The sequence below is a fragment of the Mycobacteroides sp. H001 genome (assembly GCF_001440005.1).
Taxonomy (GTDB): Bacteria; Actinomycetota; Actinomycetes; order Mycobacteriales; family Mycobacteriaceae; genus Mycobacterium; species Mycobacterium gwanakae.
In genome coordinates this window covers 89,677-114,933 of sequence record NZ_LJYH01000023.1, presented here as the reverse complement: position 1 = coordinate 114,933, position 25,257 = coordinate 89,677, and the positions used below count along the sequence as shown (strand labels likewise).

The following is a 25,257-nucleotide window of genomic DNA, read 5'->3' as shown; positions in this document are numbered from 1 at the left end:
TTGGCCTATGCGAACTTTTGCATATAAGTTCGAGAGGTTGAGAGGAGTCACAGTGGGAGCCGGTCACGATCACGGGCATGTAGGCAATCCGGCCGACGCCCGGGTGGGTCGAATGTGGGTCTCGCTGGGCATCGTCGGCTCCTTCTTCGTACTCGAGCTTGTCGTCGCCTTGCTGATCAACTCGCTGGCCCTGCTGGCCGATGCGGGCCACATGCTCACCGATCTGGTCGGGCTCATCATGGGGCTCAGCGCCATCCTGCTGGCGCGCCGCGGCAGTACCTCGGCGGCACGGACTTATGGATGGCACCGGGCAGAGGTGCTCACCGCGATCGTCAACGCGGCGCTCCTTACCGGCATCGCGGCGTTCGTGATGTACGAAGCGGTGGAGCGTCTCACCGGTGGCGCACCCCCGGAAGTGCCGGGTCTGCCGATGATGGTGGTCGCGCTGGCCGGTCTGGCCGCCAATGTCGTGGTGATCTGGCTGCTGCGTTCACACGCGGAAAGCAGTCTCGCGGTGCGCGGCGCCTACATGGAGGTGCTGGCCGATGCCGTCGGCAGCGTCGGGGTACTCGTGGCGGCGATCATTACCCTGACCACCGGCTGGCGATACGCCGACATTGTGGTCGGTGTCCTGATTTCGCTGTGGATCCTGCCGCGCGCGTTCTCGCTGGCGCGGGCCGCGCTGCGCATCCTGACGGAGACCTCGCCCAAGCACATCGACGTCGACGAGTTGCGTGCCGCGTTGCTGGCGGTGGATGGCGTGAGCAGCGTGCACGACCTGCATGTGTGGACCCTGGTGCCCGGAAAGGACATGGCCACCGCGCACCTGACCAGCACGGCCGACGCAGCGCAGGTGCTGGCGGCAGCACGGTCCGTACTGGCCGAGCGTGGTCTTCCTCATGCCACCATCCAGGTGGAACCCCCTGAGGCGCAGGAGCATTGCGAGGAACACGCCAACTGGTAGCGGTCGGTTCGGGCTAGAGCAGCTTGCCCCAGAAGCGGAACAGCCAGCCGCCGATACGGGAGAGATCGGGGTCGACGCCCAATGACGCGACGATCCAGTAGACCGCATCGAAGAATGCCCTGTTGATCGGCGGCGACATCAACAGCACGAACAGGATCAGGAATCCGAACGTCTTGGCATTGGCAAGCGTGCGTTGCGTTTTCGGGCTTAAATGCGGCTCGAGTGCGCCGTAGCCGTCCAAACCCGGCACGGGCAATAGGTTGAGCACCACAGCCGTCACCTGGAGGAAACCGAGGTAGGCCATCGCCGCCCAGAACACCACATGGTCGCGATCGGCAAAAAGTGCTGTCGTCCCCAGAATCAGCACCGCGAGTGCGGCATTGGCGCTCGGCCCGGCCAGGCTCACCTGGGTGCGCTGCCGGTTGGTCATCCCGGCGGTGTGCACGTACACCGCGCCGCCGGGAAGCCCGATACCGCCGAGTGCGATGAACACCAGCGGCAGCACCATCGAGAGCACGGGATCGGTGTACTGCAGCGGGTTCAACGTCAGGTATCCGCGTGCCTGGGTGTCGCCGAAACGCCAAGCCGTGTACGCGTGTCCGAATTCGTGCAGGCACAGGGACACCACCCAGCCGGTGAACACGAATACGAACACCCCGCCGCGGGCCAGCGGCTCGGTGGAATTGCCGCCGAGCCACGCCAGCACTGCCCCGGCAACGGTGAGTGCGACGAGCGCGAGAAAGACCGGGCTGGGACGGACGGACTGGGAGGTCTTCACCGGTGCGAAGCTACCGGACGAGCAACCAGCCCTGCTGGTGTCGATAGAACGTGGACCGGGTGACGGGACGAGCGCCCGCGACACCGTCACGGACCACGACGGCACCTTCGGTTCCCAGCTGAGCCGCCCGTCCGGTCACCCAGCGGCGGGGCAGGAGGCGTGCTCGGCCCCGGACGCCGGCTCGCAGGCCCGGCAGCGCTTCGATGGGTTCGATGTCGACGGCGGCGATGCCCTCGAACAGCAGGGTGTCATCGACTGTGGCCTCGCCGGTGACCGCTTCGCCGTCGGTGCCCTGCCATGAGGCGCGCCCGGCCAGGGCGGTGCCGGTGTCGTCCCGGATGAGTGGCACCCGGTGTGCGCGGCCCGTGCGGGCCCGGCGGGCGGCGCCGATCCCGATCCGATAGGTCCGGCGTGCGCGTGAACGGCGATCCGGCACGAAACCCAACTCCACGTCCAGTCTTTCGGCGCGCATCAGCCGGGTAAGCACCTGCCCCAGATCACCGTCTCCGCCGACCACGATGAGCCGGAGCGTGCCGTCCGGAAGCGCATCCAGGAGTGTGCGCACCGCGTCGGATCCCTCGACCCGGTCCACGGGGAGGTCACGCAGAATGCGGGGCAGTCGGCGGGTGCCGAACAGCAAAACCCGCGCCGCCGCCGTTTCGGTGACGCTCGGGGTACTCACCAGCGACCTCCTTCGTCGGTCCGAATACGTGCGGTGCCCTCGCAGTCCAGCGCTCTTGCGATACAGTGGCTCACCGGCTGAACAACATTTTGCACGCGCAGCGTTGCGCCGCGATGGCCCGCGGTGGGGGCTGCCAACAGGGAAGCGCAGAGAACGCACATGCCGGCAATAGTCCTGATCGGCGCCCAGTGGGGCGACGAGGGGAAAGGCAAGGCAACCGACCTGCTCGGTGGCTCGGTTCAATGGGTAGTCCGCTACCAGGGCGGTAACAACGCCGGACACACCGTGGTGTTACCCAACGGAGAGAACTTCGCCTTGCACCTCATCCCGTCGGGGATCCTCACCCCGGGGGTGACGAACGTCATCGGCAACGGGGTCGTCGTCGATCCGGGCGTGCTCTTGACCGAGCTCGCGGGTCTGGAGCAGCGGGGTATCGACACCTCGGGTCTCATCTTGTCCGCTGACGCGCATCTGCTGATGCCGTACCACGTCGCGATCGACAAGGTGACCGAAAGGTACCTGGGATCCAAGAAGATTGGCACCACCGGCCGCGGTATCGGCCCCTGCTATCAGGACAAGGTGGCGCGTATCGGGATCCGGGTCGCCGATGTTCTCGACGAGGAATCTCTGCGCCAAAAGGTTCATGCCGCACTGGAATTCAAGAACCAGGTGCTGGTCAAGATCTACAACCGCAAGGCGCTCGACCCGGATCAGGTTGTCGACGGTGTGCTGGAGCAGGCCGAGGGATTCAAGCATCGCATCGCCGACGCCCGTCTTGAGCTCAACCAGGCGCTGGAACGCGGTGAGACGGTGCTACTGGAGGGATCGCAGGGCACGCTGCTCGACGTCGATCACGGCACCTATCCCTTTGTGACGTCCTCGAATCCGACGGCCGGCGGCGCTTCGGTGGGGTCCGGTATCGGGCCCACCCGGATCACCACCGTGCTCGGGATTCTCAAGGCGTACACCACCCGCGTTGGTTCAGGTCCGTTCCCCACCGAGCTGTTCGACGAACACGGCGCCTACCTGGCCAAGACGGGCGGCGAGGTGGGCGTTACCACCGGGCGCGCCCGGCGCTGCGGGTGGTTCGACGCCGTCATCGCCCGGTACGCCACCCGGGTCAACGGCATCACCGACTACTTCCTGACCAAGCTGGACGTGCTGTCGAGTCTGCAGACCGTCCCGATCTGTGTCGGGTACGAGGTGGATGGCAAGCGCACCAACGAAATGCCGATGACCCAGAGCGAGATCTACCGCGCCACACCGGTTTACGAAGAGCTTCCGGGTTGGTGGGAGGACATTTCCACGGCTCGCGAGTTCAGCGACCTGCCCGCCAAGGCGCAGGACTACGTGTTGCGTCTCGAGGAGCTCGCCGGTGCGCCGATGTCATGCATCGGCGTTGGGCCGGGCCGCGATCAGACGATTGTGCGGCGGGACATACTCTCGAAGTCATGACTGCCGACGGGGACAGACTCGCCGCACTGCATGAAGAGATGAATCGGGCCATCCGTGAAATCCGTGGCGGGGGTTTTCCCCAGTACTCGCCGTCCTCGGTGGGGCCCGGATTCGGGCGGTTCCTGACGGCCATGCGGCGGCTGCAGGATCTCGCGGTGTCGGCCGATATGGACGATCCGCGCTGGGACGAGGCGGCCGATCTCACCGAGAAGCTCGTCGAGCTGATGGACCCGTACCAGGCGCCCGAGGGTGTCGGACCTGCCAATCGGGTCGCCGACGAGCCCGCCAACGGGCACCTGTTGCTGCCGCCGTGGTTCATCGACAGGGCCGGACCGGACGGTATCGAGGCGCATGGTGACTTCCCGCGGTTCTACCTCGGCGGTAATGGCGCCGTACACGGCGGCATCTTGCCGCTCTTGTTCGATCATCTCTTCGGGATGACGGTGATCATGGCGGGCCGCACCATCAGCCGTACCGCCTTCCTGCACGTCAACTACCGCCAGGTGGTGCCGGTCGGTGTGCCCCTGACGGCCAGCAGCCGCATCGACGAGGTGGATCGCCGCAAGGCGTTCGTCTCGGCGGAGCTCTATGACGCACAGGGGACGGTGCTGGCCGATGCCAACGGGCTGATGGTGCAGCTGCTGCCCGGCCAGCCGTGATGGGCTACCTGTCGGCCTGATTCATGGTGGCCTCTTCGAGGTCGAGCCCCCGCAACACGGTGCGCAGCACCTCGTCGTCGATATTGCCCGCATCGCGTTCGGCGATGAACACTTCACGCTCCTTCTCGAGCATCTCCAGGCGCAGGTTCCGGAACGCGGCCATCGGGCTCTCACCGGCATCCTCATCGCTGCGTCCGAGGCGCTCCCAGGCCGCGTTGCGGCGCCGGGTGTTCCAGTGCCTCAGGATCTCCGCGGCCCGGCTGCGCACGTTGGTGTCCTCGATGCCGTCGTTGTCATCCAGGAGCTCCTCGAGACGATCGGCCGCCGCGCGGGCAGCCTTGTCCTGGGCGGCGGCCTCGGCTAGGGCGTCCTTGCGTTCATCGTCGCTCTGCACGCCCAGCACACGGATCACCCACGGCAACGTAAGGCCATGCAGCAGAAGGGTTCCCACCACCACCACAAAGGTGAGGAACACGATGTGCGGATGCCCGGGCAGCGGCTCGCCGGTGACGGTGGACAGCGGCACCGCGAAGGCCATCGCCAGCGACACCACACCCCGCATCCCGGCCCATGCCACCACAAAGACCCCACGTGCCGACGGGCGTTGGCCGGGCGGGCGCATGTAAGCGAATGCGAAGACGAACACGATGCGCACCACGATGACGGTGGCCAGCACCGCGATCGACGACAGCAAGATGGTCTGGAACGACAGGCCGCGTAGTCCTTCGATGACCTTTGGCAGCTGCAACCCGATGAGCAGGAACGCGAAGGACTCGAGCAGCAGCTGCACGGCCTTCCACACCGCGTCGTCCTGTAGCCGGGTGGCGTATCCGGCATGGACCGAGCGGTGTCCCAGCATCAGGCCGGCGACCACCACCGCGATCACGCCGGAGCCGTGTATCTCCTCGGCGAGCAGGTAGGCGAAGAACGGCACCACCAGGCCGATGGCGCTCTCTGACAGTGGATCGTCGAGCTTGCAGCGGATGATGTTGACCAATTTTCCGATGACAACCCCGACGAGCACCCCACCGACGGCCGCGAGCGCAAAGATCTTGAGCCCGTCGGCCACGGTGGCGCCGAGCCCGATCGCCGCGGCGATCGCGACCCGATAGGCGGTGAGTGCGGTGGCGTCGTTGAGCAGACTCTCGCCGCCCAGCAGCGTCATGATGTTGCGCGGCAGGCCCAGGCGGCGGCCGATGGCGGTGGCCGATACCGCATCGGGCGGTGCCACGATGGCGCCGAGCACCATCGCGCCGGCCAGCGGCAGCTCGGGAACCGCATAGAACGCCACGAAGCCCACCGCGACCGTGGTGACCAGCGGAAGCACCACGGCCAGGCTGCTGACCGCCCGCACGTTCTTTCGCAGGTTCACGTAGGAGCTCTCCAGCGCCGTGGTGTAGAGCAGCGGCGGCAGAATCACGAACAGCACCAGGTCCGGGTCCATCTCGATGGACGGCAGGCCGGGGATGGCGGTGGCCGCCAAACCCGCCACGACCAGTACCAACGGGGTGGGAAGCCCGAATCGCCGGGAAATCGCTGCCAGGACGAGGGCGGCCGTGAGTACTGCCAGCAGTGAAACGTTCACCTTCGTATTCTGTGCGGAGAGTGGTCCTGGCACCTAAGCGGGCACGTTGAGAGGGCATGTATGAAGCGGCTGTTCCGGCGCGGATCTGCCGCGCCCGCGTCGACACCGGGGCAGGGCCCCTGTCCGGAGCTGGTGGCGGCCACCGGGCCCGATCCCGACCCCCGGACCCCCGGGCATTGCGAGGACTGCGCCGCGCTGGGCGAGCAGGTCTGGGCCCATTTGCGGATGTGCCTGGAATGCGGCCGGGTGAGCTGCTGTGATTCCAGTCCCCACCAGCACGCCACCGCACATTTTCACGCCTCGGGGCACCCGGTGATGCGTTCCCATGAGCCCGGTGAGGATTGGCGCTGGTGTTATATCCACAGCACTCTGGGTTGAGGATGTGTGGCAATCTGGCACGCTAGGCACGGTCCAACAGGGCAACAGACCGACCGGAAGGCGTAAAAGACATCGTGGTGACGCAGGAGGGTTCGCCCCCCAGCGAGCAAGGGGCGACGGCGTCAACTGACACCGTGGAGCCCGGGCCCGCCGAGACGGCGCCGGTGACCGAGGACGCCATTCGTGCCACCAACGGCGCCAAGGTGCCCAAAGCCGCCAAGGCGGTGAAGCCCGCCGTCGAGACGGCGGCGTCTGCCGGGGACGCACCGGAGCCTGGCGCCCCGAACCGCACCACGGTGATGCTGCTGGGTTCGGGTGAACTCGCCAGGGAGCTGGCCATCTCCTTCCAGCGCCTGGGTGCCGAGGTCGTCGTGGTGGACACCGGCACGCCCGGGCCCGCCCAGGACGCGGCGGACCGTTCGGTGCTCGCATCGATCGGTGAGTCGGAGACCTTGTTCGAGCTCATCGAGAAGGAACGGCCCCGTTTCGTGGTGCCGCTGGTGGAGACGGCCTCGGTCGACGCACTCGAGAAACTCGCCGACGGCAAGGTCACCCAGGTCATTCCGACCGCCAAGGCCGTGCGACTGGCGGGCGATCGCGAGGCGATGCGGCGGATGGCGGCCGAGGAACTCGGCTTGCCCACGCCCGCCTACTGGTTCGCGAACTCGGTCGAGGAACTGCACAAGGTTCTCGAGACCGCGGGTTTCCCGGTGGTGGTGCGCCCGGTCTCGGCCGCCTACGGGCAGGGCGAATCGGTGGTGCTGCGGGAGAGCGACGCGGAACCGGCGTGGGATCAAGCCGTCGCGGCGAACATCGGTGGCATCCAGCGAGTGCTGGTGGAGACCGTGGTGGAGATCGACTACGAGATCACGCTGCTGACGGTGCGCACGGCCGGAGTCGGCGGTGCGACCAGACTGTATTTCTGCGAGCCCATCGCACACCGCCAGAGTGGCACCGACGCGATGCAGATGTGGCAGCCGCAGCCGCTGAGTCAGGCGGCGCTCGAGCTGGCGCGGTCGATTGCCGCTCGCGCGGTCAATGCCCTTGGTGGGCACGGTGTTTACGGTGTCGAGCTGTTCGTCCGCGGCGACGAGGTCTACTTCTGCGACGTGAGTGCGCGGCCCTATGACTCCGGGCTGGTGACGGTGCGATCGCAGCGGTTGTCCGAGTTCGATATGCACGCGCGCGCGGTGCTGGGGGTTCCGATCGACACCATTTTGGTGTCGCCGGCGGCCGCCGAGCTGGTCTACGGCGACGGTCAGGGTCCGACGCCGCGGCAGCTCGATGAGGCGTTGCAGATACCTGAGAGCGATATTCGGGTGTTCGGGCATTCGGAGATCCATCGGCGCCGCCGTGTTGGGTTGGCACTCGCCACCGCACCCAATACCGCGCTGGCGATGAGCCGAGCGCATCAGGTCGCCAGGCATCTGCGGTGACGCCCGAGGAGCAGGTGGAATCCGAGGATCGGGGGAGTATCGGCCCCTTCATCGCCGGGGCGGTGATCTTTGGAATCGTGGTGATCGGTATTGCGGTGTCGACGTTCTTCCGGTCGGGTGACGGTCTCACCGAAGAGGGCAGGGTGGGGCAGTCGGTCATCGCGCAGAACGATGCGCTGCAGCGACATGCCTATGCCGACTATGTGGCCAGCAGCTGCCGAGCCATCATCGGCCCGGAACAGAATGTGATTGCCGCGCAGGACAAATCCGAGGCGGCGCGCGGAAACCGGTATGTGGACGACGTCAAGGACGTCAAGATCACCGGGGATGCCGCCACCGCCGCGGTGACCTATCACTACATGAAATCCGAGGACACCAAGCTCACCGCGGACGTCTCCTTCGTCAAGGAAGACGGCTCGTGGAGGGTCTGCAGCCAGTACCAATAGACTGGCTCTTCGTGGGCTACGCAGGAGATATCACCCCGGAGGCGGCGTGGGCGCTGCTGAAGGAAAACCCAGAGGCCGTTCTTGTCGATGTGCGCACGTCGGCGGAGTGGAAGTGGGTCGGGATTCCCGATCTCACCGAGCTCGGCCGCGATGTCGTGTACATCGAGTGGGTGCGCTCTAACGGCGAACGCAATGAGCAGTTCCTGGAGGAGCTGGCGGCCGCGGGCGTGACCGGGCCGTCCCAGGGGGACGACCGCCCGGTGATCTTCCTGTGCCGGTCCGGCAATCGGTCGATCGGTTCGGCGGAACTGGCCACCGAGGCGGGAATCGCCCCGTCCTACAACGTGCTTGACGGGTTCGAGGGCAACCTGGATGAGAACGGGCACCGTGGCGGCGTCGGATGGCGTGCCATCGGTCTGCCGTGGCGGCAGTCATGAACCAGACTCCTGACGGCATTCCCTCGGTGCGCATACCCAAGGCGCTGCCCGACGGCGTGAGCCAGGCGACCATCGGCGTGCGCGGTGGGCTGCTGCGCTCCGAGTTCGAGGAGACCGCCGAGGCGATGTACCTGACCTCCGGGTACGTCTACGAGAGCGCGGCCGCCGCGGAACGCGCCTTCACTGGCGAGGTCGATCGGTATGTGTACTCCCGCTACGGCAACCCCACGATCTCCATGTTCGAGGAGCGGTTACGGCTCATCGAGGGTGCCGAGGCGGCATTCGCGACGGCGACAGGCATGTCGGCCGTCTTCACTGCGCTGGGCGCGTTGCTCGGTGCCGGTGACAGGCTGGTCGCGGCTCGGAGCCTGTTCGGGTCCTGTTTCGTGGTCTGTAACGAGATTCTGCCGCGCTGGGGTGTGGAGACCGTGTTCGTGGACGGTGAAGACCTCTCCCAGTGGGAGGAAGCGCTGTCCGTTCCCACACAGGCAGTCTTCTTCGAAACCCCTTCCAACCCAATGCAATCACTCGTCGACATCGAAGCGGTGTGTCAGCTGGCACATGCTGCCGGTGCAAAGGTGGTGCTGGACAACGTTTTTGCTACCCCGCTTTTGCAGCAGGGTATTCCGCTGGGCGCCGACGTGGTGGTCTATTCCGGCACCAAGCACATCGACGGGCAGGGCCGGGTGCTCGGCGGCGCCATCCTGGGCGAGACCGAATACATCGAGGGACCCGTCAAGACGCTGATGCGGCACACCGGGCCGGCGCTGAGCCCCTTCAATGCCTGGACGCTGGTGAAAGGCCTTGAAACACTGGACCTTCGGGTGCGGCATGCCAACGAATCCGCCTCCAAGATTGCGCAGTTCCTGGAACAGCATCCCGCGGTGCGCTGGGTGCGGTACCCGTTCCTGCCGAGTCATCCTCAGTACGAACTGGCCAAGCGGCAGATGCGCGGCGGCGGCACCGTCGTCACCTTCGAGCTGGACGCCGACGGCGACGCGGGCAAGCAGCGAGCCTTCGAGGTGCTCGACGGGACCTCGCTCATCGACATCTCGAACAACCTGGGTGACTCCAAGTCGCTGATTACCCATCCCGCCACCACCACCCATCGGGCGATGGGTCCGGAGGGACGTGCGGCGATCGGGCTCTCCGATGGCGTGGTGCGTTTATCGGTCGGGCTGGAGTCCACCGAGGACCTCATCGCGGATCTGGAACGGGCGCTCGGCTAATTCGGGCTAGCTTTAGTTAGCAGGGGCTAGCACTTAGGGCGAAGCCTTTGTAGTATCCCGTCATGACGCAACGAAGCGTTCATTTCGCGGTATTGGTGTTTGCCGCCGTGATGATGTCGCAGGCCCTGAGCGCTTGCTCGATGTCCGATTTCGTGGGTGGCGCCGTAGAGCGCACCACATATCCGCCGGTCACGCCCATTCCGCCGCCCCCGCCTGGTGTAAACGTTCTGCCCCCAGACTTTCCGCGGGATATCCCGGTCATCAAAGGCACATATCGCCAGGATGCCGAGGGCAGTTCTCGGACCCTGTCGGTCAGCGGCGTGGACGCCTCAGCGGTCGCCGCGGCGGGCAAGCTCCTGACAGATGCGGGATTCGAACATCAAACCGTGGTGGGCCAGGACGCCTACCTCAATAGCCGATACACCGTGCTGGTGGTCGGCGACGACCTCGGTGGAACCTTTACCCTGCGCTACACCGTCATGCCGATGACCGGCGTGCCGGGCATGCCCAGTGTCACCTTTCCGCCGTTGATCTGAGGAGCCCAGGATGTCGCACCAATACAGTCCGGCGTTCGAACGGGCCGGGCGTTTCGTGGCCAAGCACGCAAAGCTGGTGATACTGGCGTGGATAGCAGTCGCTGTTCTGGTCAATGCCGCCTGGCCGCAGCTGGAGCGGGTCGCCAACGAACACTCGGTCAGTCCACTACCGACGGGCGAAGTGAGCCCGGCGTTGGCATCGATGAAGGAGATGGGAAAGGCGTTCGGCCGTCCCGGAATCGATAACGCCGTCATCATCGTTATGCACAGCGACAAGGGATTTGACGCCGAGTCGCAGGCTCGGTACTCGGCACTGATCGACCGGCTGGGCGCGAACAAGGAGTACGTCACCTTCGTGCAGGATCAGCTGGGCGATCCGCGGATGCGCAGTAACCCGGTGGCGCGCAAGCAGGTTCTCAGCGAGGACGGCACCACGTGGTACGCGATGGCGGGTTTGGCCGGGGACCTTGGTACTCCTTTGGCGCAGAGGGCATATCGATCGGTTGACGATTTGGTGAAACAGACCTTCGCCGGATCGGCCACCACGGCGAACATCACCGGCGCGGCGGGCACCATCACCGATATGGGCAACGCCGCGCTGGGCGATCTGCCCAAGATCGGCGCGGTGACGGTGGTCGTCATCGGCCTCATCTTGTTGTTGGTCTTCCGTTCGTGGTTCACCGCGATGCTGCCGCTGCTGGTGATGGGAATGAGTCTGCTCATCGCGCGTGGAGTCATCGCCGGACTTGCCGATCGGGGCCTGGTCCCGGTGTCCTCGGTGTCTGCCGGGCTGATGATGGCCGTGCTGATGGGGGCCAGCGTCAACTACACGGTGTTCCTGGTGAGCCGGTACCACGAGCGAATTCGCGCGGGGGAGGCGCCGCCGGATGCGCTGGCGCATGCCTGTGGCTCGATGACCAGGGTCATCCTGGCGACGGCTGCCACGGTGGCGATCGCCAATATCGCCCAGTTGACCGCCAAGCTGGCCTTCCTCGCGGCGGCCGGTCCGGCGGTGTCCATGGGGGTGATCGTTGCGTTCTTCGTGGTCACCACGCTGCTACCGGCGACGCTGAGCCTGGCCGCCAAGCGCGGGTTGGGCCTGCCCGGGCCCGATCGGGCAGGCGTGTACTGGCACCGGATGGGGGTGAACATCGTGCGGCACCCCTGGCCCGTCTTCGGTGCGGCGATCGTGATCCTCTTGGCGGCGGCGTCCTTCGTGCCCTTCATGCGGCCCAGTTTCGATATGTCGCGGGTGCTGCCGGATTCGGCCCAGTCGAACCAGGGTATGCACATCCTCAATGCCCACTTTCCCGCCAACTCGGTGATGCCGCAATATCTCCTGGTACAGGCGCCATCGGATCTGCGCAATCCGCGTGCGTTGGCCGATCTTGACCAGATGGCCGAGCGCATCTCCCAACTCCCGGGAGTTGGGAAGGTCGTCGGCATCACCCGTCCGGATGGCAACAAGCTCACTCAGGCGACGTTGGCATGGCAGATCGGATATATGGGAACGCAGATCGACAAGACAGGCGGGCAGGTCAACGCCGACCTGCGGCCGCAGCTCGAACGGATGTCAAAGCTCGCCGATGTCATGTCGGCCATGACCAACGAACTGGGCGACGGGGATCTGGTCCGGATGCAGCAGATGATGCCGCAGATGTTGTCGATGGCCAAAGAGGTTGAAGGGCAGTTGGACCGGTATCAGTCGCTGATATCGCAGATGGGCACGGTGGCGGGGATGGTGGATCAGCTCGCCAAGATGGGCCCCTCGGTCGAGGCGACCTTCTCGGCGCTCGATGCCGGGGCGTCGTTGACGCAGACGCTGGCCGAATCACCTTTCTGCCCGGTGCAGCCCGATTGTGTGAAGCTGCGCGATCAGCTCGTTGAGCTACGCGACAAGGGGCCACTCTCCTCTGCGGAAAACCTGCGTGAGTCGGTGCGGGCGGTCACCGGCGGAAAGACGATCACCCAGTTACTGGGCGATATGAACAATCAGTTCAAGCAGATTCGCGGACTACTCGCGAAATTGCCTGAGATGGAACGCAAGTTCGAACGTATCTCCGGCTACTTCCAGCAGCTTCAGGGACTGGGCGTGGACATGAATTCCGTCAAGACGATGGGCGTGCGAATCCGCGACCTGAACACCCAACTTGAGGACACCGTGCGGTCCATGGGCGAGGCGGCCGTAACCCTGCAGACCATTGGCAAGGATTCCAATTCCCCTGCCGCATCCGGGTTCTCCGTCCCGGGGGCGATGTTGCAGAATCCTGGATTCAAGGAGCTGAGTTCGGCGTTTCTGCAGGATGGCGGACGCACCGCCATGTATCTGGTTCAGTCACCGCTGAATCCCTATGGGCCCGAGGCGATGCAGCTGAGCCGCGATATGGAGCGTGTCGGCAGCGAGGCAACTCCCAACACGGCCCTGGCCGGTGCCACGGTGTCAGTAGGCGGTTTTCCCGCCATCAACGCCGACCTGAAGAAGGCCTACGACAGCGATCTTCGCGAGATCATCGTCGTCACTCTCCTCATCATCTTCCTGGTGATGTGCCTGTTGCTACGGGCGGTGGTCGCACCGTTGTACCTGTTGGGCACGGTGCTCCTCACCTATATCGCGTCGCTGGGCATCGGCGTGCTGGTGTTCCAGGTTCTCCTTGGGCAACAGCTGGATTGGGCGGTCCCGGCCATGACCTTCGTGCTGATTGTGGCCGTCGGTGCCGACTACAACATGTTGTTCATCTCACGCCTGCGGGAGGAGAGTGCCCGGGGCATGCGGCTTGGCATCATCCGGACCGTGCGTCAGACCGGTTCGGTGATCACCTCGGCCGGACTGGTGTTCGCCGCCAGCCTCTTGGGGATGATGGTTGGCTCGGTCAATCAGATGGTGCAGATGGGGTTCATCATCGGCGTAGGCATCCTGCTGGACACCTTTATTGTCAGGACGCTGATGGTGCCCACCTTGGCTCAGGCCTTCGGCAAGCTGAGCTGGTGGCCCTCCAAGGCGTAACAGTATCGGCGTGTTAGGCCACCAGGTTCGGATGCGGTAGCGGTGCGAACGGGTTGGCCACCCGCCGGCTGAAGGTGCCGTGGAACCCTATCGGCAGGTGGTGTGTCAGGTGGGCCACCGCCAGTGGGCCCTGCTCGACATCACGAGCGTCGAGAATGACCAACTGTGAACGGTTTTCGACCAGGTTGTGATTGACCGCGAGTAGCCAGCCGTCATCTTGTGCCGAGTCTTTGTGGCGTGGCACAAAGAGGGGTTCACACACCGAGGCCTTCCCGAAATCGCAGTGTGTCATGGTGCCGGTGCGATGGTCGAATTTGAAGATGCCGTTGTAGTGCCCCCGGCGTTCCAGCGTGCCTGCGGTGTAGGTGATCTGATGATTGCGGGTGGATTGCCGCCAGTCATATTGCGGGAATTCAATTTTCGCTGACTGTGACACCACTTCCTCGGTGATCTTGCCGCTGGGCGAGATGCGGAATCTGACCAGGTGGCTGTCCGGCCATTCGCGGACCACCAAGTGGTGGTGGGGATTTGGGTGATCCTTCGGCCCCATCGCGGCATGCAGCGATTGCCGCAGAAATTCGAGGCTCTCATATCTGACGAACTCGACCACCGCATCAGCGCCGTCCTGGAAGGCGTTGGTGACATGGATGTGGGTCTGTGGGGCGTGTTCGATGACAATCGGTTTGGATCCGTCGCGGGGCACCAGGATGAACTTGGTACTGCCATTGGTCAGCTGGTATTCGAGGCTCTCGTCGAAACGCTTGCCACGCAGTAGCTGGCCGATGTTGGGGCGGATCGGGTCGAGTACGAAGACCAGATACTTCTCGGTGAGTGCGAAATCGTGGTTCCAGCCCATATCCCACAGGGTCACCGAATTGATCTGTGAGAGTTGACCGCTGGGGCTCACTCGGTAGCAGCGCAGTCGTGGCGTGGGAAAGACATCCAGGCCGAAGTTGAACATCTCGCCGGTGACGGGGTCCCATTTCGGGTGTGCCGAGAAGGCGCCGACGTACCCGAGCTTGCCCTTGAAGTCGTTGGTGCCCAGCGTCTCCAGAGTGTCGGGGTCCAGCCGATGTGGTGGCCCGCCCTCCCAGAGCGCCAGCATCTCCCCGGCCAGTGACACGATGTTGGTATTGGCGGTGTTCGCGGGCAATTGGAGGTTGGCCAGTAGTTTTCCGGGCACCTGGGTGGTGATCCCGGGCCTGCGCATCGGGCCGCTCTGCAACCCGTCCCGGAACTGTTGGGTGCGCACATACCGGTTGGTGAAGCGGACTGAGGAACCGTCCAGGATGAATCGGGACACCATGCCGTCGGCGTCGAACATCGTCCGCAGCACGGTGGTGCCCACCTCGAACTTGCCGGGACCGATGCGAAACAGCGTGCCGGTCAGCGCGGGTGGCAAGGCGCCGTCGATATCGGTGACCTGGTAGTCGTATTCGCGCAGCTGGGACTCGAAGGGGCGGGAGATGAGCTCCTCAAAGTCCGTGTCGGAGGCGGAATGCTCGGGTGCAAGTGTCATGAAATCTCCTAGACCGCGTTGTCGGGCAGTTTCTGATGACGGGTGTCATCAACATTAGCGAGTAGGTTGCCTATGTCAAGACGAAGGGCGTTTCAGCGTGACGAACGGTCAGACTCACCGCACGTACGGTGGTAAGACGCGAGAGCAGCGCCAAGACGAGCGGCGCGTGGCGCTGGTGCGGGCGGGCCGCGAGCTATGGGCCGATGGTGGGCTGCCCGCGGTCACCGTGCGGGGTGTCTGTGCGCGGACGAGGCTGACCGATCGGTACTTCTACGAGCAGTTCTCGGCGATCGGCGATCTGGTTCTGCAGATCGTGGACGACGTGTTCACCGAACTATTCGCGGCCATGACAGCGGCGGGTCGAGTGGCCGGCGACCAGCCGCATGTGCAACTGACAGCCGGGCTTACCGCTTACCTCGAGCACTCCATCGCGGACCCGGCGGTGCTGCGCATTCTGACCTCCGACCTCGCGGGATTTCCCGGGCTGGCCGCCAAACGCCGAAGTCTTCAGAACCGCGTCGCGCGCGGGATACTCCTGACCATCGCACCCGAGGTTGCTCAGCCGGAGCCGGCGCTGTTGGAGGCGGCCGTGTTCGGCGTCGGCGGTGTGACCCTCCTCATGGAGGACTGGCTTGCCGATGAAAATAGGTGCAGTGCAGCAGAACTGGGGGCCAGGGCCACCGATATGTGCATGCGCCTGCTGGGGCCGTTGGCCTAGCCGTGGCTTAGGAACTTGGTGGGCCGCAGGTAGAGGATGACGCGGTCTGCCTCATCGCCAGTGCTCTTCCCGGCCCATGGTGCCTGGTAGAGGTGCGCCAACTCCTGGATGAACGACCCGGTTGGGTCATCGTCGATCTGATCGATGGTGCCCCGCACTTCCAGATATCGGTACGGGTTGGTGGGGTCCAGGATCGAGAAGGCGACCCGCGGTTCGGTCTGAATATTGCGGAACTTGGCCCGTTTGTTGGTGTGGGTGAACCGCACCCGCTCGCCGTCCCAGCTGAACCACATGGGACTGGACTGCGCGGAACCGTCGCCACCGACCGTGGCCAGGTGACCGTAGAGGCGTTGTTCCAGGAGATCTTCGAAGCCTGCGGGGATTTCTGGCATGGCTTATTTGAACACTCTGACGGCGCGGATTCTTCCCCGGCCGGACATGACGGATAGCGGCCGTTCGATTCGCCGGGAGCCAAAGACTGTTGTGCACTGGTCGGTGTTCCTAGGTTCGACCGCATGACATCGGCACCCGCTGCGCCGCCGCGCGCTCGGGCATCTGAGGAGTCTGGCCAGCCGGTACTGCGGGTACGGCGCCGGCCGCGTCCGGGCAACTGGATCCTCTCGGCCGTGGCGTTGCTGTTCGTGGCCATGTTCGTGCACGGTCTGGTGCGCAACCCGGGGTGGGACTGGCCGACATTTGCGCGGTACTTCACCGCCAAATCGGTACTGGCCGCGTTATGGCTGACGATCAGGTTGACGATTTACGGCACCGTGCTCGGGTTCGTGCTGGGTGTGGCGCTGGCCGCGGCACGCCTGTCCAAGAATCCGGTCTTGCAGGCCATCTCGTGGACGTACGTGTGGATCTTTCGGTCCATACCACTGATCGTGCAGCTGCTGTTCTGGTTCAACATCGCGTACCTGTACGACAGCATCAGTTTCGGGATTCCTTTCGGGCCGAGCCTGATCACCGTCGATACCAACGAGCTGCTGAGCGGGCTGACCGCCGCGGTGATCGGATTGACCTTGCACCAGGGGGCCTACTTCGCCGAGATCATCCGTGGCGGCATCCTGTCCGTCGACGAAGGCCAATTGGAAGCTGCTGCAGCCCTGGGCATTCCCCGGCGCCGCCAGTTCTTCCGGATCGTGCTGCCCCAGGCCATGCGGTCGGTCATGCCCAACGCTGCCAATGAGGTGATCAGCCTGGTGAAGGGCACGTCCATTGTGTCGACCATGGCCATCGCCGATCTCTTCTATCAGGTGCAGGTCATCTTTGGGCGCAACGGGCGGGTGGTGCCGCTGCTCATGGTGGCCACAGTCTGGTACATCGTGATCACGTCGGTACTGACCGTCGTGCAGTACTACATCGAACGGCATTACGCCCGGGGCGCACATCGATGAGCACCATCGAGGTGCGCGGTGTGCACAAGTCCTACGGCCAGGTGGCGGCGCTGCGTGATGTGAATCTGACTGTGCAACAAGGGGAGGTGACGGTCATCATCGGGCCGTCGGGCTCCGGAAAGTCGACGCTGCTGCGCACCCTGAACCACCTGGAGAAGGTGGATGGCGGGACAATCCGCATCGACGGCGAGCTCATCGGGTACCGGCAGCGCGGTTCGGTGCTCTACGAGCTCTCGGAACGAGCCATTCTGCGGCAGCGTTCGCAGGTCGGCTTTGTGTTCCAGAACTTCAATCTGTTCCCTCATTTGACGGTGCTGGAGAATGTGATCGAGGCGCCACTGGCGGTGCGGCGGGCGCCGCGCGCCGAGCTGGTGGCCGAGGCGACCCGGCTGCTGGAACGGGTCGGCGTCGCCGACAAGGTGGCCGAGTATCCGCGCCGGCTATCCGGTGGTCAACAACAGCGGGTGGCCATCGCGCGAGCTTTGGCGTTGCGACCCAAGGTTATTCTGTTCGACGAGCCCACCTCGGCACTGGATCCGGAGCTGGTTACCGAGGTGCTCGACGTGATCCGCCAGCTCGCCAGTGATGGCGCCACCCTGGTGATCGTGACGCACGAGATCGGCCTTGCCCGGGAGATCGCCGACACCGTGGTCTTCATGGATCGAGGCGCGATCGTCGAGCAGGGGCCGCCCGAACAGCTGCTGGACAACCCGTCGCATCCGCGCACCGTCGGCTTCCTGTCCAAGGTGTTGGCGTGAGACGTCTTATCGCGTTGTGCTGTGCCGCGTTGGTTGTCCTCACCGGTTGCGGCGCGGGCGCGGAGCCGGAGGTGTCGTCGGCCTTCAATCTGAGTCCGGACCAAGACCGGGTACGCGTGGCCACGGTGGATACGATCGCGGCCGAGGTGCCCGAGGCCATCCGCAGGCGCGGCACGCTGATTGTCACCGGGGACGCTAATTCCGCACCGCCACTGCGCTTTTACGCTGATGACGACAAAACGATGATCGGGATCGAAACGGATTTCGCCTACCTGGTGGCAGACATTCTGGGATTGCGTGTAGATCTGCGTTCGGCGGATTGGGCGCAGAACTTCGTCAAGGTGGATTCGGGCGAGGTCGATGCGTTCATCTCGAATGTGACGGTGACCGAGGAACGCAAGGACAAGTTCGACTTCGCGACATACCGTTTGGACAACGTCGCCTTCGAGGTGCGTCGATCGTTGGACTGGAAGGTCAAGGGGGCCAGGGATATCGCCGGCAAAACCATAGGAGTCGGGTCGGGCACCAACCAGGAGGCGCTGCTGGTGCAATGGAACGAACAGAACGTCGCGGCTGGTCTTCCTGCCGCCGATCTGAAGTACTTCCAGCAGACCACCGGCTACTATCTGGCATTGGCATCGGGTCGCATCGACGCGTATGTGGGCCCCAATCCGACAGCGGTGTTTCACTCCCAGGCGACCGGACAGACCAAGCTGGTCGGCACATTCTCCGGCGCGGGGGAGGCGCTGCAGGGGGAGATCGCGGTCCTGATCAAGAAGGACAATGGCCTGGTTCGGGCCGTCGCGGACGCCATCAATCACGCCATAGCCGACGGCACGTATCGTAAGGTGTTGCAGCGCTGGGGATTGGAGAACGAGGCTGTCGCCAAGTCGGAGATCAACCCCCGCGGACTACCCAGGCAAGGATGACATGACGGCGTGTGAGGATCTGCTGCAGTTTGTGACGGTGGAGCAGCAGGATCCGCTGGCCGCGCCGCTACTGGCAGAGCTGGCGGTGGAGTACAGCACCCGATACGGCGGGACCCTGGATGAGCACCACGAGTTCCTGGTCAACTACCCGGCCGCGCACTTCGCGGCTCCCGGCGGTGGTCTGCTGATCGGGGTACAGGGCGGTGCTGCCGTGACCGGTGGCGCCTTTCAGCGATATGACGCCGACACCGCTGAACTCAAACGCATCTGGACGTCCAGCGCCCACCGCCGCCAGGGTCTGGCGGGGCACACCCTGGCTGCACTGGAACAGGAGATTCGCAGCCGCGGGTATCGGCGCATCTACCTCACCACCGGTCCACGCCAGCCCGAGGCCAAGGCGCTGTATCTGTCTGCGGGGTATCGGCCGCTTTATGACCAGACGCTGTCCGCGGACGAGGTCGGTATCCATCCGTTCGAGAAGGACCTGTAGGCGGCCCTGGCTGGGCACAGAGAACCGAACGGCTTTTCCTTCAAGGTGAGATAAACGCCTTCGTCACGCGGTTCGTGGACGTTGAACATGCCGTGACCACACTGCTCGGATTGGCTCTGGACGGGTACGGATGGCATCCGAGCGCGGATCAGCACACCGGCAGCCCGTTGACCGGAAAGTACTGGACCGAGCAGGTCCAGCACGCCGAACACGGGCTGCTGGATTTCGTGACGTTCGAGGACTCATTCGCCCGCACGCCCGGCGGACGCCTGGACGCGATACTGACTGCCGCGCGCGTAGCCCCGGCGACCACAGGTATCGGGCTCATCCCCACCGCTCCGGCCACCCACAATGAGCCCTTCCACCTCTCCAAGTCGATAGCCACCCTCGACATCGTGTCCGGTGGCCGCGCCGGCTGGCAGGTGACCATCGCCGATACCGAGGATGAGGCCGACGTTTTCGGCCGCACGAAGGTGCTCGCGCTGCACGACTTGCTGGAGGAGGCCGCCGACTCCGTGGAGGTGGTACGGCGGTTGTGGGACAGCTGGGAGGACGACGCCGAGGTCCGAGATCTGACGACGGGGCGGTTCATCGACAGGGACAAGCTGCATTACACCGACTTCGAGGGCCGTTTCTTCTCGGTGAAGGGTCCGTCCATCACGCCCAGATCCCCGCAGGGGCAGTCGGTGGTCGCGGCACTCGCCCGCAGCCGTCCCGGACAGGCATTCGCCGCGAAGAACGCCGACCTCGTCTTCGTCACCCCGCATGACGGCGCCGCTGCCGCCGAGATACCCGCCCGCCTGCACAAGACGGCAGGTCACCGCACCATCAAGGTGCTCGCAGATTTAGTGGTCTCCTTCGGCCGGGAGGACGAGTTCCACTCGGATGCAGCCATATTCACCGGTCAGGCACCGGAATTGGCCGATCTCATCGCCCAATGGCACGAATGGGGTATCGACGGTGTGCGCCTGCGGCCCGCGATCAACGCGCTCGACATTCCCGTCATAGTTGACGAACTCGTGCCCCTTCTTCAGGCCCACCACGGGTTCCGCACCGAGTATGAAAACGGAACCCTGCGCGCACGGCTCGGCCTGCCTACCGCCACCAACCGCTACGCAAGGAAGTCGGCATGAACGTCCCACTCTCGGTTCTCGACCTGTCCCCGGTCAGCGAAGGATCGGATGCCGCGACGGCGCTGCGTAATTCGATCGACCTGGCCCAGCATGCCGAGCAATGGGGCTACCGGCGCTACTGGCTCGCCGAGCACCACTTCGTCGCGGTCGCGAGCACCGTTCCCGCACTGGTCATCGCGCATATCGCTGCCGCCACCCGTCGGATCCGGGTAGGTGCCGGTGCCGTCCAGGTTGCCTCGACCACGGCCGCCGCGGTGGTGGAGAGTTTCGGCATCCTCGATGCGCTCTACCCGGGGCGTATCGACCTGGGACTCGGGCGCACGGGCCATCGCATCAGGGACCGGCTTGCCGGAAATGAGCAGAAGCCCGAACCTGCCCCGGCCCATGAGGTGGATGGGTTGTTCATCCCGCAGGCGCCGAAGGAGTTCGGTATCAAGGACAATCCGAAGCTGCGGGCCACCGTCGCTACCCTGCAGCAGCCGGGCGCACAGATCGCCGATTTCGATCAGCAGGTGTCCGATATCCAGGCGTTTCTTGACGGTACGTATGTCAGTCCGGAAGGTGTTGCGCTACATATCCGTCCGGGCGAGGGTGCCGATCTGCCGCTGTGGCTGTTCGGTTCCAGCAAGGGTGAATCGGCTCAGGTGGCGGCGCGGCGCGGTCTGCCCTTCGTGGCGAACTACCACGTGACGCCCTGGTCCACCCTGGAGGCTATCGAGGCGTACCGCGAGGCGTTCCAGCCCTCCGCGGCGCTGGCCGAGCCCTACATCATCGTCTCGGCGGACGCCGTGGCCGCCGACGACGAGCAGACCGCGCGTCATCTCACCAGCACCTTTGGTCGTTGGGTGCACTCGATCCGATCGGGGCATGGCGCCATTGCGTATCCCGACCCCGATGGTGCACAACCACTTACCGATGAGGAGCGCCGTCAGTCGGAAGATCGGGTCGTTACCCAGTTCGTCGGAGACGCGGGCCAGGTCGCCGAGCGGCTCGACACCCTGGTCAGGGTCACCGGTGCCGACGAACTGGTGGTCACTTCCATCACTCACCGGCACGAAGACCGGCGCAGGTCCTATGAACTCATTGCCAAGGAATGGGGGCTGATCTGATGAGCGCCCCGTCGGATCCGATTCAGGTTCGGGAAGGCAAGGACCGCAAGCCCATTCACCTGGCTGCGCATTTTCCGGGCGTCAACAACACCACGGTGTGGTCCGATCCCGCCTCGGGGAGTCAGATCGATTTTTCCTCCTTCGTGCATCTGGCCCGCACTGCTGAGCGTGGACTTTTCGACTTCTTCTTCCTTGCCGAGGGGCTGCGACTGCGTGAGCACCGCGGCCGAATCCATGACCTCGACGTTGTGGGCCGACCCGATACATTCACAGTGCTGGCCGCCCTCGGCGCCGTCACCGAACGGCTTGGTCTGGTGGGCACCATCAACACCACCTTCAACGAACCCTTCAATGTGGCAAGGCAATTCGCTTCTCTGGACCATCTCTCTGACGGACGGGCCGGCTGGAACATGGTCACCTCGTCCGACGCCTTCACCGGTGAGAACTTCCGGCGCGGCGGCTTCCTGGACCACGCCGACCGGTACCACCGGGCCGAGGAGTTCATCACCGTGGCACGCAAGTTCTGGGACAGCTGGGACGAATCAGGTGAGCCGCGACTGGTCAACCATCGGGGCGCGCAGTTCACCGTCCGTGGTGTGCCCACCGCGCCGGCATCTCCGCAGCGGCATCCGGTGCTGCTGCAGGCCGGGGATTCGGCCGACGGGCGTGACTTCGGCGCCAAGCATGCCGACGCGCTGTTCACCATCCACTCCTCGATTCCCGCGGGGCAGAAGTACTACGCCGACGTCAAGGCCCGTGCGGTCGCCCACGGCCGAAACCCGGATCAGCTCAAGGTTTTTCCTGGAGTCACCTACGTCCTGGGCGACACCGAGCAAGAGGCCATCGAGAAGGCCGCCTACATCAGGGACCAGCAGGTGGGCCCGCAGACGGCCCTTGCCTATCTGGAACAGGTCTGGGGCCGTGACCTGTCCGGATACGACCCGGATGGTCCCTTGCCGGATGTCGAGCCCACCGGAGACGACTCGATCACCCGGGGGAAGGCGCGCCACGGCGACCCGCGGGAGATTGCCGCGAAGTACCGGGAGATCGCGGAGGCCAAGAACCTGTCGATCCGCGAGCTGATCAAGGAGGTCACCTCGCGCCAGCAGTTCATCGGTACCCCCGCTCAGGTCGCGGCGGAGGTCGACCGCTACATCCAGGCCGATGCCTGCGATGGATTCATCCTGGTCCCGCACCTGACCCCGGCCGGCCTCGATGATTTCGTGGACACCGTGGTGCCGCTGTTACAGGAACGCGGTGCCTTCCGCAGCGAGTACGAACACGAGACGCTGCGCGAACACCTGGGACTGGACCCCATCTCTGGTGCGAGTGTCGGCTTTCCGCGCGAAACCGCGAGTGCGTAGCGCGCGAGAATCCAGCATTCGGCGCTAGGTGCGCAGGGCGATCTCGACCGCGTCGCGCAGTGACCCCGTCCACGCCGGGCCATGCCCCGGAGCCAGCACATCGGCGTCCACCTCGGCCAGAGCCTGCGCACTGCGACGTGCCTGTTCCATGTCCTTGGTGAACGGAGTGGGCAGCAGCTGTGGTCCCGAACGGCTCGCGATCGGGTGCCCGGTGATGATGGCATCTCCGACCACCAGCACGTGACCGGCGACCAGGAACGAGCAGTGACCTCCGGAATGACCGGGGGTCGGGATGGGAACGGGTGCACCCGGTAGATCCGCGAGCTCGGGACCGAGCGGAGCCGCCGTCGGAATGCCGTCACGGACCCCGGCGCCCAGCCGCATCGCGTGGATGACCCACGGCAGCCATCCGGGCCGCCACAGGTTCAGCACCACCTTGAAGGGCTCGGCCTGATCCACGTAGTCGCGCCGCACATTGCCCAACTCTGCGTTGTGGGCATACACCGGGACACCGTGTTCGGCGGCCCACCAGATCGCCGTCCCCATGTGGTCGATGTGCCCGTGCGTGAGCACCACGGCGCGCACGTCCTGTGGCTTGTGTCCCAGCGCCGCAATGGATTTCAAGACGTCATCGCGATCGCCCGGGTAGCCGGAGTCGAACAGTGCGACTCCCGAATCATCCGATGCGATCACCCAGTTGACCGCCTCTCCGTTGACCACATGTACGGCGTCGCTGACCTGGGTGATCTCGACCATGAAATAGAGAGTAATGAGTCCTTGGTTAGGGTGGTTGGAGAACTTGCGATGAGCGGTAAGCACCCTTGAGGCGAGGAGCGCGCGGATGGCACGGGAACTGAAGCTGGGATACAAGGCATCGGCGGAGCAGTTCGCGCCGCGTGAGCTCGTCGAGTTGGCGGTCGCCACCGAGTCGCACGGTTTCGACAGTGCGACCGTGAGTGATCATTTCCAGCCGTGGCGATACAACGGTGGTCACGCGCCGTTCTCGCTGGCCTGGATGACGGCCGTCGGCGAGCGTACCCAGCGCCTGCAGCTCGGCACCTCGGTGCTGACCCCCACCTTCCGGTACAACCCGGCGGTCACCGCACAGGCCTTCGCCACCATGGGGTGTCTGTACCCGGGCCGCATCTTCCTGGGTGTCGGCACTGGTGAGGCGCTCAACGAGATCGCCACCGGGTTCATCGGTGAATGGCCGGAATTCAAGGAGCGCTTCGCACGGCTGCGCGAGTCGGTCCGGCTCATGCGCGAACTGTGGACCGGTGAGCGCGTTGATTTTGAGGGTGATTACTACCGCACCCAGGGTGCTGCCATCTACGACGTGCCCGAGGGCGGCATCCCCGTCTACATCGCCGCCGGTGGCGCCGTCGTTGCCAAGTACGCGGGGCGTGCCGGCGACGGATTCATCTGCACCTCGGGCAAGGGCGAGGAGCTGTACAAGGACAAGCTCATCCCCGCCGTCAAGGAGGGTGCCGCACTGGCCGAGCGCAACTTCGACGACATCGACCGGATGATCGAGATCAAGATCTCCTACGACCCCGATCCGGAGAAGGCGCTGGAGAACACCCGCTTCTGGGCGCCGCTGTCGCTGACTCCCGAGCAGAAGCACAGCATCCACGACCCCATCGAGATGGAGCGCGCCGCCGACGAGTTGCCCATCGAACAGGTGGCCAAGCGCTGGATCGTCGCCTCCGACCCGGACGAAGCGGTCGCCAAGGTCGCCGATTATGTGGGCTGGGGCCTGAACCACCTGGTGTTCCACGCACCCGGACACGACCAGAAGCGGTTCCTGGAGCTGTTCAAGAACGATCTTGAACCTCGTCTCCGTAAGCTGGGATGAGCGCTTACGCGAAGACCGTTAGGTACAGATGAGTTCCCTAGTTCGTCGCTTTATCGATGCGGTCAACACCGTGCCGGTGATGGCATTGAACGTGCCCGGACTGCGCAGCTTGGCGGGCCGCTACTTCACCGTCGTCACCTACACCGGCCGTCGATCGGGGCAGATCTTCAGCACGCCGGTGAACTACTGGCGTTCGGGAGATGACATCGTGATCTGGGTCGGCATCCCCGAAAGCAAGAAATGGTGGCGCAATTTCCTCGGAGAGGGCAGGCCGCTGCAGCTCCGGCTCAACGGAGTTGATGTGCCCGGTTACGGAATCGCACGCAAAGACGACAGCGGCCGCGTGACGGTCACTGTTCGTCTTGGCGAGAGCTCCTAGAGCGAAGTCGGCGAGCC

Annotated in this window: 26 protein-coding genes; 20 read left to right on the top strand and 6 right to left on the bottom strand. The window is 64.8% G+C overall.

The window, feature by feature from the left end; translation table 11 throughout:
* Nucleotides 1–52: 52 nt before the first annotated feature.
* Nucleotides 53–964, top strand: coding sequence for a cation diffusion facilitator family transporter (locus AOT83_RS06430; RefSeq protein WP_046254976.1), 912 nt, complete (start codon nt 53–55; stop codon nt 962–964).
* Between the two features lie 13 nt (nt 965–977).
* Here the strand turns inward: AOT83_RS06430 and AOT83_RS06425 are convergent, their stop codons facing one another.
* Entirely contained in the window at nt 978–1,742 is a 765-nt protein-coding gene (locus tag AOT83_RS06425; protein WP_046254975.1) for a site-2 protease family protein, read from the bottom strand.
* 10 nt (nt 1,743–1,752) lie between these two features.
* Nucleotides 1,753–2,424 carry a diacylglycerol kinase family protein gene (locus AOT83_RS06420; protein ID WP_057964137.1) on the bottom strand — a complete coding sequence of 224 codons (672 nt, stop codon included), beginning with the start codon at nt 2,422–2,424 and terminating at the stop codon, nt 1,753–1,755.
* A gap of 159 nt (nt 2,425–2,583) precedes the next feature.
* On the opposite strand from AOT83_RS06420, the gene AOT83_RS06415 reads away from it, so the two are divergent.
* Both AOT83_RS06415 and AOT83_RS06410 read left to right on the top strand, forming a co-directional pair.
* Complete coding sequence (locus tag AOT83_RS06415) at nt 2,584–3,879, top strand: adenylosuccinate synthase (protein ID WP_030096236.1); 1,296 nt, start codon at nt 2,584–2,586, stop codon at nt 3,877–3,879.
* The gene (locus AOT83_RS06410) at nt 3,876–4,538 is read left to right on the top strand and encodes a PaaI family thioesterase (protein ID WP_078284516.1); all 663 of its coding nucleotides are present in this window, start codon (nt 3,876–3,878) and stop codon (nt 4,536–4,538) included. Before AOT83_RS06415 ends, AOT83_RS06410 begins: the two co-directional genes overlap by 4 nt.
* Nucleotides 4,539–4,542: 4 nt before the next feature.
* On the opposite strand, the gene AOT83_RS06405 is transcribed toward AOT83_RS06410, so the two are convergent.
* Nucleotides 4,543–6,123 carry a Na+/H+ antiporter gene (locus AOT83_RS06405; protein WP_030096238.1) on the bottom strand — a complete coding sequence of 527 codons (1,581 nt, stop codon included), beginning with the start codon at nt 6,121–6,123 and terminating at the stop codon, nt 4,543–4,545.
* A 60-nt stretch (nt 6,124–6,183) separates the two neighbouring features.
* Between AOT83_RS06405 and AOT83_RS26685 the strand changes: the two genes are divergently transcribed.
* The 7 genes from AOT83_RS26685 to AOT83_RS06375 all read left to right on the top strand — a co-directional run bounded on the left by AOT83_RS26685 (nt 6,184) and on the right by AOT83_RS06375 (nt 13,589).
* Nucleotides 6,184–6,501, top strand: coding sequence for a UBP-type zinc finger domain-containing protein (locus AOT83_RS26685; protein ID WP_078344817.1), 318 nt, complete (start codon nt 6,184–6,186; stop codon nt 6,499–6,501).
* Nucleotides 6,502–6,572: 71 nt separating this feature from the next.
* On the top strand, nt 6,573–7,937 hold the full coding sequence (purT, locus tag AOT83_RS06400) for a formate-dependent phosphoribosylglycinamide formyltransferase (protein ID WP_057964138.1): 1,365 nt from the start codon (nt 6,573–6,575) through the stop codon (nt 7,935–7,937).
* A complete protein-coding gene (locus AOT83_RS06395; protein WP_030096240.1) occupies nt 7,934–8,383 on the top strand; it encodes a nuclear transport factor 2 family protein in 450 nt (149 codons plus the stop codon). The genes purT and AOT83_RS06395 overlap by 4 nt, the downstream gene beginning before the upstream one ends.
* A gap of 11 nt (nt 8,384–8,394) precedes the next feature.
* Complete coding sequence (locus AOT83_RS06390; RefSeq protein WP_030096241.1) at nt 8,395–8,820, top strand: rhodanese-like domain-containing protein; 426 nt, start codon at nt 8,395–8,397, stop codon at nt 8,818–8,820.
* Nucleotides 8,817–10,049 (top strand): O-succinylhomoserine sulfhydrylase, encoded by a 1,233-nt coding sequence (locus tag AOT83_RS06385; protein WP_030096242.1) that lies wholly within the window; start codon nt 8,817–8,819, stop codon nt 10,047–10,049. Before AOT83_RS06390 ends, AOT83_RS06385 begins: the two co-directional genes overlap by 4 nt.
* 62 nt (nt 10,050–10,111) lie before the next feature.
* Entirely contained in the window at nt 10,112–10,585 is a 474-nt protein-coding gene (locus AOT83_RS06380; protein WP_057964139.1) for a hypothetical protein, read from the top strand.
* Nucleotides 10,586–10,595: 10 nt separating this feature from the next.
* Nucleotides 10,596–13,589, top strand: coding sequence for an RND family transporter (locus tag AOT83_RS06375; RefSeq protein WP_057964140.1), 2,994 nt, complete (start codon nt 10,596–10,598; stop codon nt 13,587–13,589).
* A gap of 13 nt (nt 13,590–13,602) precedes the next feature.
* Here AOT83_RS06375 and AOT83_RS06370 read toward each other — a convergent pair whose 3' ends face one another.
* Entirely contained in the window at nt 13,603–15,108 is a 1,506-nt protein-coding gene (locus tag AOT83_RS06370; RefSeq protein WP_057964141.1) for a carotenoid oxygenase family protein, read from the bottom strand.
* A gap of 97 nt (nt 15,109–15,205) precedes the next feature.
* Between AOT83_RS06370 and AOT83_RS06365 the strand changes: the two genes are divergently transcribed.
* Nucleotides 15,206–15,826: a TetR family transcriptional regulator gene (locus AOT83_RS06365; RefSeq protein WP_030096246.1), complete on the top strand. Its 621-nt coding sequence runs from the start codon at nt 15,206–15,208 to the stop codon at nt 15,824–15,826.
* Here the strand turns inward: AOT83_RS06365 and AOT83_RS06360 are convergent.
* Nucleotides 15,823–16,218, bottom strand: a complete 396-nt coding sequence (locus AOT83_RS06360; protein WP_030096247.1) for a PPOX class F420-dependent oxidoreductase — start codon at nt 16,216–16,218, stop codon at nt 15,823–15,825. The genes AOT83_RS06365 and AOT83_RS06360 overlap by 4 nt on opposite strands.
* 123 nt (nt 16,219–16,341) lie before the next feature.
* On the opposite strand from AOT83_RS06360, the gene AOT83_RS06355 reads away from it, so the two are divergent.
* The 7 genes from AOT83_RS06355 to AOT83_RS06325 all read left to right on the top strand — a co-directional run bounded on the left by AOT83_RS06355 (nt 16,342) and on the right by AOT83_RS06325 (nt 23,006).
* Entirely contained in the window at nt 16,342–17,223 is an 882-nt protein-coding gene (locus AOT83_RS06355) for an amino acid ABC transporter permease (RefSeq protein ID WP_057964142.1), read from the top strand.
* The gene (locus tag AOT83_RS06350) at nt 17,220–17,981 is read left to right on the top strand and encodes an amino acid ABC transporter ATP-binding protein (protein WP_057964143.1); all 762 of its coding nucleotides are present in this window, start codon (nt 17,220–17,222) and stop codon (nt 17,979–17,981) included. The genes AOT83_RS06355 and AOT83_RS06350 overlap by 4 nt, the downstream gene beginning before the upstream one ends.
* Nucleotides 17,978–18,910 (top strand): ABC transporter substrate-binding protein, encoded by a 933-nt coding sequence (locus tag AOT83_RS06345; protein ID WP_030096250.1) that lies wholly within the window; start codon nt 17,978–17,980, stop codon nt 18,908–18,910. Before AOT83_RS06350 ends, AOT83_RS06345 begins: the two co-directional genes overlap by 4 nt.
* Nucleotide 18,911: 1 nt before the next feature.
* A complete protein-coding gene (locus AOT83_RS06340) occupies nt 18,912–19,400 on the top strand; it encodes a GNAT family N-acetyltransferase (protein ID WP_057964144.1) in 489 nt (162 codons plus the stop codon).
* Between the two features lie 92 nt (nt 19,401–19,492).
* Entirely contained in the window at nt 19,493–20,533 is a 1,041-nt protein-coding gene (locus AOT83_RS06335) for an LLM class flavin-dependent oxidoreductase (protein WP_057964194.1), read from the top strand.
* A complete protein-coding gene (locus AOT83_RS06330; RefSeq protein ID WP_057964145.1) occupies nt 20,530–21,642 on the top strand; it encodes an LLM class flavin-dependent oxidoreductase in 1,113 nt (370 codons plus the stop codon). Before AOT83_RS06335 ends, AOT83_RS06330 begins: the two co-directional genes overlap by 4 nt.
* Entirely contained in the window at nt 21,642–23,006 is a 1,365-nt protein-coding gene (locus AOT83_RS06325) for an NtaA/DmoA family FMN-dependent monooxygenase (protein WP_030096254.1), read from the top strand. The genes AOT83_RS06330 and AOT83_RS06325 overlap by 1 nt, the downstream gene beginning before the upstream one ends.
* A gap of 24 nt (nt 23,007–23,030) precedes the next feature.
* Here the strand turns inward: AOT83_RS06325 and AOT83_RS06320 are convergent, their stop codons facing one another.
* On the bottom strand, nt 23,031–23,762 hold the full coding sequence (locus AOT83_RS06320) for an MBL fold metallo-hydrolase (protein WP_030096255.1): 732 nt from the start codon (nt 23,760–23,762) through the stop codon (nt 23,031–23,033).
* Nucleotides 23,763–23,847: 85 nt separating this feature from the next.
* On the opposite strand from AOT83_RS06320, the gene fgd reads away from it, so the two are divergent.
* Nucleotides 23,848–24,861, top strand: coding sequence for a glucose-6-phosphate dehydrogenase (coenzyme-F420) (fgd, locus tag AOT83_RS06315; protein ID WP_030096256.1), 1,014 nt, complete (start codon nt 23,848–23,850; stop codon nt 24,859–24,861).
* Nucleotides 24,862–24,889: 28 nt separating this feature from the next.
* Entirely contained in the window at nt 24,890–25,240 is a 351-nt protein-coding gene (locus tag AOT83_RS06310) for a nitroreductase/quinone reductase family protein (protein ID WP_030096257.1), read from the top strand.
* Nucleotides 25,241–25,257 lie beyond the last annotated feature (17 nt).

Coding starts and splice junctions, on each gene's coding strand:
- AOT83_RS06415 (WP_030096236.1), top strand. CDS start 2,584: ATGCCGGCAATAGTCCTGATCGGCGCCCAGTGGGGCGACGAGGGGAAA.
- AOT83_RS06410 (WP_078284516.1), top strand. CDS start 3,876: ATGACTGCCGACGGGGACAGACTCGCCGCACTGCATGAAGAGATGAAT.
- AOT83_RS26685 (WP_078344817.1), top strand. CDS start 6,184: ATGAAGCGGCTGTTCCGGCGCGGATCTGCCGCGCCCGCGTCGACACCG.
- AOT83_RS06385 (WP_030096242.1), top strand. CDS start 8,817: ATGAACCAGACTCCTGACGGCATTCCCTCGGTGCGCATACCCAAGGCG.
- AOT83_RS06380 (WP_057964139.1), top strand. CDS start 10,112: ATGACGCAACGAAGCGTTCATTTCGCGGTATTGGTGTTTGCCGCCGTG.
- AOT83_RS06375 (WP_057964140.1), top strand. CDS start 10,596: ATGTCGCACCAATACAGTCCGGCGTTCGAACGGGCCGGGCGTTTCGTG.
- AOT83_RS06370 (WP_057964141.1), bottom strand. CDS start 15,108: ATGACACTTGCACCCGAGCATTCCGCCTCCGACACGGACTTTGAGGAG.
- AOT83_RS06360 (WP_030096247.1), bottom strand. CDS start 16,218: ATGCCAGAAATCCCCGCAGGCTTCGAAGATCTCCTGGAACAACGCCTC.
- AOT83_RS06355 (WP_057964142.1), top strand. CDS start 16,342: ATGACATCGGCACCCGCTGCGCCGCCGCGCGCTCGGGCATCTGAGGAG.
- AOT83_RS06350 (WP_057964143.1), top strand. CDS start 17,220: ATGAGCACCATCGAGGTGCGCGGTGTGCACAAGTCCTACGGCCAGGTG.
- AOT83_RS06340 (WP_057964144.1), top strand. CDS start 18,912: ATGACGGCGTGTGAGGATCTGCTGCAGTTTGTGACGGTGGAGCAGCAG.
- AOT83_RS06330 (WP_057964145.1), top strand. CDS start 20,530: ATGAACGTCCCACTCTCGGTTCTCGACCTGTCCCCGGTCAGCGAAGGA.
- AOT83_RS06325 (WP_030096254.1), top strand. CDS start 21,642: ATGAGCGCCCCGTCGGATCCGATTCAGGTTCGGGAAGGCAAGGACCGC.
- AOT83_RS06320 (WP_030096255.1), bottom strand. CDS start 23,762: ATGGTCGAGATCACCCAGGTCAGCGACGCCGTACATGTGGTCAACGGA.
- fgd (WP_030096256.1), top strand. CDS start 23,848: ATGGCACGGGAACTGAAGCTGGGATACAAGGCATCGGCGGAGCAGTTC.
- AOT83_RS06310 (WP_030096257.1), top strand. CDS start 24,890: ATGAGTTCCCTAGTTCGTCGCTTTATCGATGCGGTCAACACCGTGCCG.